The organism is Stenomitos rutilans, assembly GCF_059505485.1.
Map to the genome: position 1 here is coordinate 1 of NZ_JCACKR010000169.1, position 11723 is coordinate 11723.

At 48.7% G+C, this 11723-nt stretch carries 8 protein-coding genes and 1 tRNA gene; 4 read left to right on the forward strand and 5 right to left on the reverse strand.

The annotated features are described in order from the left end of the window. The first annotated feature begins 118 nt into the window (after nt 1-118). A tRNA-Pro gene (locus AC5JLP_RS33665) sits at nt 119-192 on the forward strand. 1116 nt (nt 193-1308) lie between these two features. On the opposite strand, the gene AC5JLP_RS33670 is transcribed toward AC5JLP_RS33665, so the two are convergent. The 3 genes from AC5JLP_RS33670 to groES form a co-directional block, all read right to left on the reverse strand. Next, complete coding sequence (locus AC5JLP_RS33670; protein ID WP_496072244.1) at nt 1309-1887, reverse strand: hypothetical protein; 579 nt, start codon at nt 1885-1887, stop codon at nt 1309-1311. A 192-nt stretch (nt 1888-2079) separates the two neighbouring features. Next, nucleotides 2080-3717, reverse strand: a complete 1638-nt coding sequence (gene groL, locus AC5JLP_RS33675) for a chaperonin GroEL (protein WP_496072245.1) — start codon at nt 3715-3717, stop codon at nt 2080-2082. A gap of 133 nt (nt 3718-3850) precedes the next feature. Next, nucleotides 3851-4162 carry a co-chaperone GroES gene (gene groES, locus AC5JLP_RS33680; RefSeq protein ID WP_190451471.1) on the reverse strand — a complete coding sequence of 104 codons (312 nt, stop codon included), beginning with the start codon at nt 4160-4162 and terminating at the stop codon, nt 3851-3853. Between the two features lie 397 nt (nt 4163-4559). Between groES and AC5JLP_RS33685 the strand changes: the two genes are divergently transcribed. Both AC5JLP_RS33685 and AC5JLP_RS33690 read left to right on the forward strand, forming a co-directional pair. After that, nucleotides 4560-6032, forward strand: coding sequence for a sensor histidine kinase (locus tag AC5JLP_RS33685; RefSeq protein WP_496072246.1), 1473 nt, complete (start codon nt 4560-4562; stop codon nt 6030-6032). Nucleotides 6033-6158: 126 nt separating this feature from the next. Continuing rightward, nucleotides 6159-6353, forward strand: coding sequence for a hypothetical protein (locus tag AC5JLP_RS33690; RefSeq protein ID WP_496072247.1), 195 nt, complete (start codon nt 6159-6161; stop codon nt 6351-6353). Nucleotides 6354-6518: 165 nt separating this feature from the next. Here the strand turns inward: AC5JLP_RS33690 and AC5JLP_RS33695 are convergent, their stop codons facing one another. Both AC5JLP_RS33695 and AC5JLP_RS33700 read right to left on the reverse strand, forming a co-directional pair. Next, nucleotides 6519-9248: a GAF domain-containing protein gene (locus AC5JLP_RS33695; RefSeq protein ID WP_496072248.1), complete on the reverse strand. Its 2730-nt coding sequence runs from the start codon at nt 9246-9248 to the stop codon at nt 6519-6521. Nucleotides 9249-9597: 349 nt separating this feature from the next. Further along, nucleotides 9598-10560 carry a homogentisate phytyltransferase gene (locus tag AC5JLP_RS33700; protein WP_496072249.1) on the reverse strand — a complete coding sequence of 321 codons (963 nt, stop codon included), beginning with the start codon at nt 10558-10560 and terminating at the stop codon, nt 9598-9600. 301 nt (nt 10561-10861) lie between these two features. Between AC5JLP_RS33700 and AC5JLP_RS33705 the strand changes: the two genes are divergently transcribed. After that, nucleotides 10862-11536 (forward strand): HAD hydrolase-like protein, encoded by a 675-nt coding sequence (locus AC5JLP_RS33705; protein WP_496072250.1) that lies wholly within the window; start codon nt 10862-10864, stop codon nt 11534-11536. Nucleotides 11537-11723 lie beyond the last annotated feature (187 nt).

Here is an 11723-nt window from a genome sequence, read left to right on the forward strand (position 1 = left end):
GCCTTCGGCATTCTCCATCAACCCATTGTTAAGATACGGATGCGTTCACCCTGCCCTTTAAATTGACTCTCATCGAAATTTGTGATGAGACAGGTTATACTGATTAGGGTGTAAATTACGGGATGTAGCGCAGCTTGGTAGCGCGCCTGCTTTGGGAGCAGGATGCCGCAGGTTCGAATCCTGTCATCCCGATTGGTTTCAGAGTGCAGGTTCAGGAGATCTCTAGACGTTCATTGAGGTCTCATACTAATTCTCTTTAGGGGTTACGCAAATTCTCGCAAGACTAGCCATCCAGCCCCCAATTCTGGGGGAGCAAGAACTTAAAGTCCCTCAGAATTGGGGGATCTAGGGGGCGACTGCGTAAGTTCTACTCGTTAAAGACGCACAGAATTGTCGGTTGGGTAGAGCAGTGTGAAACTCAACATGGCCAAGCATCGATTGAGTTGAGTCTAACGAAACCCAACCGACATTTGTCTGCAAATTCATATGGAATTGGTATCAGCTCGGCGATCGGATCGTTATTCTTGCTGATGGCTGGGTATCCTAAAGCCAGTCATAAGACGTCGAACTGCAAAACGTAAAGAACCCGATCGCGCGATCGGGTTCTTTTTTGGTTGAGCTTCGTCTCTCAAACGTCGAAGGAGCGTTATGAGGGGCAGGATGCGGTGTGGACGAGCGTACCTCACCAAAAGTAAACTTTAGTTTCAACCCTGGAAATCACGACAAGAGAGGAGTAATCTAAGAATCAAGAAGCAACGAAAGGAGGCTTCTTAGGCAACAAAGTTACGGTTACGCAACGAAGTAAATCGCAATAAAGTAATGGTTCAGCTTACGTTAAACAGGAGGTTTTTATCGCTGTAACGTCTGAATCGGTTTCGTTAATTCGAGCAGCATTTAACCAGGTTGTTGATATCTCTTCATCTGCAATCTTGAGAGTAATGCGGTAGATACCCAAAGACTTAAAACTATCCTAACAACGGTATCAAAGCAACTCTAACTACGATCGTCATACAAGAGGAGATCCCTCACCTTGACCGTTCTAAATGCTGCGACAAAACTTAGTTCATGACCTTTGATCCCTTGATCGGAAGTTGAGATAGCCCCAAGCGTACACAACAAATGCGCTTGGGGCTATCTGTTAAGAATGCTTGATCTACGTCCAGCGATCTTAGACAAGCAGACTTACTTTGAAAGTCATCGTAGCTTATTAAAGTATGTCAGTTTTGCTAAAGCTTGCTCACCGATATATTCACCTTAGTGCTTCGCTGATTGTTTAACCGTTCTGCAAAACTGATAGGCTCTCTTTTTCTAAAAATGTAATAACCTTCCGCTTAAAGAACCTCGTGTTCTACGCAAAACATAGCGATTTCCACCGACAAGCAAGATGCCTGATTCTAAAGATAGTAGATTCCCTAAAACATATGCTTTCCCACCGTCAGTTAGTTCAAATATGTACCAACCTTGGTTGCTGTCATAGCCTATGAAGCTGACTGTGTCTTCTCTAGTTGGGTTTGCCCTATCATGTTCTTCTTGCTGGAGTTTAAGTTCATATTGTTTGCGTGCTTCGTCTAATCTTTGATGAAGTCGGTCTGTAAGCTCTCGAGTAGGATCCTCCGATAACCTTGATATGTGAGAAGTCAAAAGTTTAGGAAGGAATTGTTCAATGACTGCACTACTCAGAAGCCCAATTACCGAGCCGAGAATTAGACCAGTTGTACCAAATAAGCTGCCTACAAGTGCACCTAAAGATGTCCCTGCAATCCCTCCTAATACTTTGCTAAGTATTGGAACACCATCTGTGTTTATTCCTTTCCAAAACTCAAAACTAGAAAAATACATTCTTTTCTTGAAGCGCTTGAGTTTAGTGAAAAAGGGATCTCTATTCATGGCTGGTGAACAGTAAGTTCTGTTCGTTTGCTCACATTTTGATTATGAAATGACACTATAGCCAGCGTCATGTTATGAACTGTTGGGCAAAAGAGTATAGAAAGGGGCGATCGCTTTTACGCGCGATCGCCCCTCTTAATCATTTTTGGACTTAGAGTGCCATGAATTGACACCCCAAACCCTGTATCCAAATTAGTAGTCGAAGTCGCCGCCCATGCCGCCACCGCCACCAGCGGGAGCTGCATCTTTGGGTTCAGGCTTGTCAACAACGATGCATTCGGTGGTCAAGACCATGCCTGCGATCGACGCGGCGTTTTGCAGTGCCGATCGAGTCACTTTAGCAGGATCAACGATACCGGCTGCAAACAAGTCAACGAATTCGTTCGTTGCAGCGTTGTAGCCAACGTTGAAATCCTTCTCTTTGACGCGTTCAGCGATCACTGCGCCGTTTTGACCGGCGTTTTCAGCAATGCGCTTTAGGGGAGCTGCCAGAGCACGAGCCACGATCGACGCACCAATTAACTCTTCGCCCTTGAGGTTGCTGTTTGCCCAAGTTTCCAGTTCAGGAGACAGGTGCGCCAGAGTTGTACCGCCACCGGGAACGATGCCTTCTTCAACAGCCGCTTTGGTTGCGTTGATAGCATCTTCTAGACGAAGTTTGCGGTCTTTCATTTCAGTTTCGGTTGCTGCGCCCACTTTGATCACAGCGACGCCACCCGCCAACTTCGCCAAGCGCTCTTGCAGCTTCTCTTTGTCATAGGAGGACTCGGTTTCCTCAATTTGACGACGGATTTGCTCCACGCGAGTCTTAACAGCCTTTTCGTTGCCTTCAGCGACAAGCGTGGTGGTGTCTTTGGTGAGGGTGATGCGACGAGCCTTACCCAGCGATTCGAGCTTGGTGGTATCCAGTTTCAGACCAGCATCTTCGGTAATCAGTTGACCGCCCGTGAGAATAGCGATGTCTTCTAGCATTGCCTTACGACGATCGCCAAAACCAGGAGCTTTAACGGCTGCTACGTTCAACACACCGCGCAAACGGTTAACCACCAGGGTTGCCAGCGCTTCTTTCTCGATGTCTTCAGCGATGATGACGAGAGGACGACCCGCACGAGCCACTTGCTCCAAAACAGGTACCAGGTCTTGTACCAGGGTGATTTTCTTATCGGTGATCAAGATGAAAGGCTCATCTAAAACCGCTTCCATGCGCTCGGTGTCGGTGGCAAAGTAGGGAGAAATGTAGCCCTTGTCGAAACGCATCCCTTCGGTAACTTCCAGTTCGGTCGTCATGGACTTGCCTTCTTCGAGGGAAATCACACCCTCTTTGCCCACTTTGTCCATTGCATTGGCAATCATCTGGCCGACTTCATCGTCGTTACCAGCCGAGATGGCACCGACTTGCGCGATCGCCTTGGAATCTTCTACAGGACGAGCATGTTCAGCGATCTTATCTACCAGGTAGCCAGTCGCTTTGTCGATACCACGCTTCAGTGAAATCGCGTTAGCACCAGCAGCAACGTTCCGCAGACCTTCTTTCACGATCGCGTGAGCCAGCACAGTTGCAGTAGTTGTACCATCACCAGCCGCATCGTTGGTTTTGGACGCCGCTTGACGAATGAGCGCTACGCCAGTGTTCTCTACGTGGTCTTCGAGTTCGATTTCTTTGGCGATCGTGACCCCATCGTTCACAATCTGCGGTGCGCCAAACTTCTTCTCCAGTACGACGTTCCGACCTTTGGGGCCGAGGGTGACTGCCACCGCTTCAGCCAGAGTATCCATACCTTTTTCAAGGGCACGACGAGCATTTTCGTTGTAAATGATGCGCTTAGCCATATCGGTTTTTGGTTGTTAGTTGTTGGTTGTGAGCTTGAAAAGAATGAAGTGCTTGGTTGTTAGGGCTTGATGTTAGAGTGCGGCAAGCGGTCGTGCTAGCGGCGTCTAACAACGAAAAACTAAAAACTAACAATTACGAAACGATCGCCAAAATGTCCTTTTCAGACAGCAGGACGTATTCTTCAGCGCCGAGTTTGATGTCGGTGCCTGCATACTTGGAATAAAGCACCTTGTCGCCAATTTTTACTTCTGGCTCTTGGCGCGCACCATCGTCACTGCGCTTCCCAGGACCAACGGCCACGATTTCGCCAATTTGAGGTTTTTCTTTCGCGGCATCAGGCAGAAGAATTCCACCAGCGGTCTTCTCCTCAGAGGCGCTTACTTTCACAAAAACACGATCACCCAGCGGCTTTACAGTAGAGACGCTCAGAGTTACGGCTGCCATACAAAATTCTCCAAACTAGCAGGTTAAGCTGAACAACAAAATTCAGTTGCGTTAGCACTCAGGGCAGAGTTAGCACTCTCAACCCCTGAGTGCTAATCTACCGAAGGTTAGATACAATTGCAACTTTTTGCTCTGTACGGGTATCCGAACTGGAGTGAGTGGAGTGGAGGAAAGAGGGCGGGAGGCAGGGGAAGCAGAGGAGGCAGGGGAGGCAGAGGAGGCAGGAGGGAAGGGGAGAGTTTTGAGTTTTGAGTTCATTCTGTCTTTTGCCTTCTGCTTTCTGCCTTCACTATTCTTCACCCAAGTTAAGGCACATCTCAATTTGGGCAAACTGAAGGGACTTCAGTGATATGAATCGTTTTATTGATTGGTTCCTTTTGCGATCGGAGTCTTTCCCTTGGTTTGTCACCCTGTATCCAATGAATTTGATCAACATGACTTGCTGCCAACGCTATTAGAGAGCAGTTTGCAGGCGTTGCATCTAGAGGCAACGCTTCAGGAGTTGCAGCGTTATGATTTTTGCGTCGAGTTGGACTGTTTAGGTATCGAACTGGCTCATGTGTTTGAGCAACACCCACTTTTGCCAGGAACGGTGCTGGTTGAACGGGGTCGGTTTGTGGGAATGCTGTCGCGGCGACGGTTGCTGGAATACTTAATTCGTCCGCATGGCATTGATTTTTTTCTGAAGGAACCTCTGAGGGTTTTACACGGCTACGCTCGTAGCGATTTTCTGGTGGTGTCGAGTACAACGCCGATTGTGGTTGCTGCACAGCAAGCATTACGTCGATCGCCCGAACTGCAAGGGGAACCGATCGTGGTGCAGGCAGCCTCCCAGACTTATCATGTGCTGGACGTTCATACCTTAAATATTGCCTACTGGCAGATTCGCGGTGTCGAAACACAGGTACGGTACGAACGCACTCAAGCGCAACTTATTCAGAGCGACAAAATGGCGCGTTTGGGGCGCTTAGTCGATGGGGTTGCCCACGAAATTCTTGACCCAGTGAGCTTCATTTGGGGAAATCTGAGCCATGTCTCTGCTTACAGCGATAGCCTTTTGAAGCTGTTATCTGCTTACGAAGCCACGATGACACCATTGCCTGCTGCGTTGGTTCAGCTTCGAGATGAGCTAGAACTTGATTACCTTCAAGAGGATTTACCCCGCACGATCGAGAGTATTCGAACTGGTGCAGAACGCTTATCGAAGTTGGCGAGCAGCTTGCAAAACTTCTGCCACATTGATGAGGTGTATCCCAAACCCGCTGACTTACATGAACTTCTCGACAGCATTCTACTGCTGCTTAAAAGCCGCCTGACTAGTGAAATTCGAGTGGTGAAGCAGTACGGACAACTGCCTCCCGTACTCTGTTTTGCCGGTCAATTGCATCAAGTATTTATGAATATCCTGACCCATGCGGTGGATGCTCTGATCGATCAGGCCGTAAGTCAGCAGCTAGGACACGATTTTAAGGTGAGTCAGCCGTGCGGAATGACGATGCCAAACCTGACTCAACCAACGATCGCGATTACAACTGAAATTCGTACAACGATCGTTAACGGCAAGCCTTCACGCTGGGTCGCTATCTGCATTGCCGATAATGGACCAGGCTTGTCAGTAGAAGACCAGACGCGCATTTGGGAAACGTTTTCAGTGAAAAAACGGGCAGAAAAAGAAACCAGTTTGGCAGTGAGCTATCAAATTCTGACCGCTAAGCATGGCGGTAAGTTTGAGATGCGATCGCGCAATGAGGACTTTGAATCCTCCTACCGTAAAGCCACAGTCAAGACGGGTTGTGAGCCAACAGGTACATTTGCCTTTGAGCATTTTGCGACTGGTACAGAGTTTGAGCTGTTATTGCCCTTGGTTTAGTTCATAGAAAATATAAAATGTAGCTTGTAATACTTTTTGTTGTCTTCATATCTGAGTTGGATTTCTAAGAAATAATACAGACATATCCAAGCGCACTACTCAGGCTCACTGAAGCAGAGGTAACCCATGCAAGAACTTCAAGGCACGCTGCCCGTGTTTAACACACCTCAGGAGCTCGATCGCGCTGTGCGTCTTTACCAAACGAGCGATTTGAAGGGTGCTGAACTTTTTCGTCAGTGGTTAGCAATTCGTACTGCTTCGCTAGAGCAGAATGGCGCTGAACGAGCAGGCGATCGCGTTCCAGGGGATGACAGCTATTAGGCGATCGTAGGCTGGAGCGTCAGACTAGGAGTCAGAGATCAGACGTGCCAAGAACAGCAGTGAACCTGATTGGCTCCATAGGCGCAGCAGGCGTTGATGACCCTGAAACAGTCAGAAACAACTCTAGCTTCTGACTCCTGCCTTCCGCATGCTGCATTTGCTAACTTAGTTTGTCTGAAGCATTGGTAGCGCAATGGTGAAGCATGACCCTTGATTTGGGGTGGATTCTAACGTCACCGAACCACCGTGTAATTCTGCTAGTTTCCGTGTAATCACTAGCCCTAAACCGCTCCCCTGGTGTTTACGAGCCAGAGAGCTATCAATTTGCGAAAAGGGCGAGAAAAGCTTTTCCTGGCTAGATGCATCAATGCCAATGCCAGTGTCCCAAACTAAAAAGTGAATCATACCTTGTGGGCGGGTTGCTAAGCGATCGTCATCCTGCTCCAATTCGTTCAAAAACAGTTCATCTATTGGCGTATTGACACATGATGGCAGGGATTCCTGATACACTTTAAGCCCTACGGTGCCTTCCTGGGTGAACTTGACCGCATTGGCTAAAAGGTTGAGCAGCATTTGCTTCAATCGTCTGGGATCGGCAACCACCCAATCAATGCTTGGATCAAGATCCATTTCCAGCTTTAGCCCTTGATTTAATGCTCGTTCTTGAATCAAGCCCATTACGCCTTCGCAGATATCTGGCAGAAAGATCGCCTGAAGATCAAGCTCCAGGCGATCGGCTTCGAGGCGTGATAAATCCAGGATGTCGTTGATCAAATCGAGTAGATGTTGTCCGCTGTCATGAATGCGCTCGATGTAATCTCGTTGCTTTGAGTTAAGTGTGCCAAAAAAGCCCTGTAAGAGAACGTTTGAGAAGCCTAGAACGGCTGTGAGCGGAGTGCGCAACTCATGGCTGGTGGTAGCGATAAATTCTTGCTTGACGCGCGTGGCTTCGGTCAGTTGCTGGTTTTGGGTCTGTAAAAGCTGCCATTGTTGCTTGAGTTCTGTGACATCACGGCTCACGCTAATCACCCGCTGCACGACTCCTGAAGGCATTTTGATCGGGGTATAGATCGTCTCAAAGATTTTGCTGTCCTGTGTTAAGAGCAGTTCATGATCCACAAAGACTTTTTCACCCGTATCGAAAACGCGCTGAAGCATTGAGTCCAGAATGGGAGCAGTGTCGCCAAACAGTTCCTGGTTCGTTTTGCCGACGATCGTTGTAGGGTCTACTTCCAACATGGTAGTGCCCGCAGGATTCATCGATAAACAACGAAGTTTAGAGTCGTATTCGACAAAAACATCGCTGGAAGTTTCTAGAAAAGAGCGAAAATAGTCAGCGCTGACACGCAAGTGGTGCTTCTGGGCGTTTAGGTCTGCCTGCCGCAGGGCGATCGCGCATTGGCTGGCAACTTGCTCAAGTAACGTGATTTCGTCTGGTTCAAACGTGCGGGCTTGATGGCAGCAAACCGTTAGCAGACCAAGCAGCCCTTGATCATCTCGAATGGGGCTGGATACTTCCTCAATTGGCTTGGGTAATCGCATCATTTCTGAGGCGGCATCGGCTGATGGCTCTGTACAGCAACAGAGCACGTAGGCTGCTCTGAGAAGGCGATCGCTCGCCTGCCCTGGCTCTTGTAGCGATGGAGTCAGAAGACTTTCTAGTGAGGTCAAATGCAGTTCGCATGTTTGCCCGATAAGTGAAGGGCAAGAAGCAATCCCTTCCTGAATGGACTCATACTGGACGGTTAACTGTTCTTGATCAGCATCCACCAGGCTGGCAAAGCAGCGATCGACATTAAGGGTCTGCGTTAACCCTTCAACCGCCGCTTGCAAAACTTGATGGGCATCTAAATGCTGGCGCAGTGTTTCGGTTAAATGATGTACCAGACGTTCAAATTTGAGCGCTTGTGCGAGCGATCGCGTACGTTCGCTTACACGGTCTTCTAAGTCTTGTGCGCGTTGCTGAAGCGATTGCAGCAGATGGGTTTGTTCGGCGGCAGCGGCTAGTTGAGAGGCAATGACTTTTAGTAGCCGTTGTTCTTCGGCTCTCCAGACACGTGGCCTATGGTAATGCACCGTTAATAAGCCCCACAGTGTCCGCTTTTGAGGCTCTAGTGCTGCATCCATGCTCACGATCGCGGCTGACATGGTGCTGCGAGTGCCCATGTTGACCAGCATGGTTTGGTGGCATTCTGCCAAATCTTCGTCAAAGATATCTGTGACAGCCCATAAGCGACCATCGCGGTAGGCATCTAGATAAGGCGGCGGAATGCATTCAGACGAAAACGCCTGTCCTTGTATGGTGGGGTAAGAATTGGTAACGGCCTCAGCTAGACACGTGCCGCTACCATCGGGGAAGAGTTGATAGGCAATGACACGATCGACGGCTAAAAGGAGCCGCAGTCGTTCCACCGCAGCTTTCATCACCGCTTGAAGATCAAAGGTTGTTTGCAGTTGCATGGACATATCTGCCAAGAGTGCCTCACGCTCTCGGTATTGCCGCACTTCCTGCTCAATAAGATGATGATGGGTCAGGTTGGTCACGTAGCTTAAAAGCATGTCGTCTCCTGTCGCTGGATCAGCCATGAGAGACAATTGGACTTCAGCCCAAACAATGCCCCCATCACACCGCTGATAACGCTTTTGTAACGCCTGTTGCCGCTGACCACGGTCAAGCATTTGCTGAAGTAGCCTCACTTCAGCCGCAAAATCTTCAGGGTGAGAAATCGCGCGATTATCAAGCCGACGCAACTGGGCTTCTGTATAGCCGATGAGTTCACAGAAGGCTGGGTTGGCATACGTAATGCCACTATCCAACCCAAGCTGAAGAATGCCGATCGGCGCTTGGTGCAGGAGGGATTCGGGTGGAGTTGTCTGATGTGGCACAGACGGCATTATGTGAAGAGAATTGAACGTTGCAGTCGATCGCGCAGAACTAAGCGTCAGCGCAAAGCCGGATGAAGTTCAAACAGAACCACCGCAATGTCACTCTTGCTAGTGTTCCCCTCAGCGAGATTGCAGTGTGAATGCGATGTAAAGTTTTATCGCCCTTCACAAACTGGGGCAGTAGGGTGGGCAGATACAGCAGTTTGGATACAGAGCATTGGGTGTGCTTCCTGTAAGCGTACATCATAAGATCGTCGCCTTTGTCCTTAAAATAAGGACTGACACGGTAGAAGACGGTTCCCTCTTCTATCCTTTCACGATCTTGTCCTTTTAGCATGCCCCTAAATAGCACCAGTTCTTAAGCCAAGATGCAGGCGATCGGAAACATCACATATTCCAGAAAAAATAGCTTCCAGATGAATTGGTAGTGGCGACTAATAGCTGCTTGCGTTGTGAGGTCAACGCGAATGCTGCGAAACCACAGCACCCCCAAAGCGATGAGATGAGTCACCATCAAAAACAACGCATTGGTGCCAGGAAGCCCAAACAAACTCACGAGCACCATGCCTGCATAGCAACTGGTAATCACCCACAACGCCAGGTAAAACACAGTTTTTTGACCCAAGCGGAGTGTAAATGTAGTGATGTTGTACTGGCGATCGCCCTCTAGATCTGGAATATCCTTGAAAATGGCGATCGCAAAGGTGAAAACTAGCACAAAGAGGGTGAGTGCCCAAACGGTTGGCGGAATTACCAGTCTGCTCTGAAAATGCAGAAAAAGCCCTAGATTGACAATTACGCCTCGTACCGTGAAGACGCACAGCGAGGCCCAAACTGGAAAGCGCTTAAGCCGCAACGGTGGCAAAGAGTATGCCGTTCCGATCAGCAAGCTCACCCCAACGGTTGCCAGCAAAAAGGGGCTTTGCACAAAGGCCAGTAAGAGCGCCAGCATACCTGCGATCGCGACTATTACGATACCTTGCCTTGGCGAAAATTCTCCTGATGCCAGGGGTAGGTGGGGTTTGTTAATGCGATCGATCTCAATATCTTCAAGCTGATTTAGCCCGACAATGTAAACGTTGCCGCAGAGGCAGGCGAGAAGCGGCGGGAAGATTGCTGCGATGGCATTTGCGATCGACCACTGCCCGCTGCCTGTTGTGGCGATCGCATACAGCCCCAACACACTCAAACTGGTGCCGATAATGGTGTGTGGACGAGCAAACTTCCAGAATGCATAGAGTCCCGGAGCATAGCGTTGAACGATTCCCGCTTTCTCCAACTGAGGCGAGGAAAGAGGGGACTTTGAGACAATCCGACTCATGGGTACCTTTGAAAACAAGAGACTCTAAACTCTGGACTTTAGACGGTTCCCGACTTAAAGTCTAGTCGCCTGAGACTGGCTATATTGGTGTCAGCCAACGACATGTGTTGCTTGAGATCTGCTTTGACGAGAATCGCAATGGCAAGCGTTCGACTTCAGCGATCGCTGAAGTTTGTAAGATAAAGCTGTAGAGATTGTGTGGTGTAGACTGAAGAGCTGCCGCAATTTTCAAGGTAACGTTCAAAGCAATTGCTGGCGAGACTTTGAGCCTTTCTTGTTTTTAAACCAAGCCCAGTAAACAATGCGTGTGTTAGACAAATCCTTGCCGCTACTTCTGCCTGAGCAAACTGCAAAGGTCATCATTTTTGACTTTGATGGCACGATCGCCGATTCCTTCAACGCTGTTTTCAACATTAGCAACCGTTTAGCCGATGAATTCGGCTATCCGCACACAGCTTTAGAAGATGTTCACAAGCTCAAGAGCTTAAGTTCTAGAGAGATTTTGCGGCGATCGAACGTTCCCTTCTTTAAGCTGCCGTTTTTGCTCCGGCGGCTGCGCATCGAGCTAAATCGAGAAATTGCGGGACTGCAACCGATTCCTGGCATCATAGACGCACTTTTAGAACTTAAACATCAGGGCCATCATTTAGGCATTGTGACATCGAACTCTCGACAAAATGTCATCGCTTTTCTCAAAGCTCAAGCGATGGATGAATTATTTGATTTCATTGATTCTGGCTTAACCCTATTTGGTAAGGGCCGCATTATTCAACAAATTTTGCGCCAAAACCGCATCGATCCAGCCACCGCCATCTACGTAGGTGATGAAACTAGAGATGTAGAAGCCGCCCGTAAAATTGGCATTAAAGTCATTTCAGTGTGTTGGGGCTTCAACTCGTGTGAGGTTTTGGCGGCACAAAAACCAGATGCTCTGATTCTCGAACCCGCTGAGCTTACAAACGCTACCAGGCTCTAGTACGGTTGTCAGACTTCGTTTTGCTCAACATTAATCTCTGAAGCAACAGTTGTTTCAGTAGGACTTACGCAGTCGCCCCCTAAATCCCCCAATTCTGGGGGACTTTGAGTTCTTGCTCCCCAAGTTGGGGGCTGAGGCAGGGTGGTTTCATACAAGCAAAAGGAAATGAGGATGGACTGAGATGTAA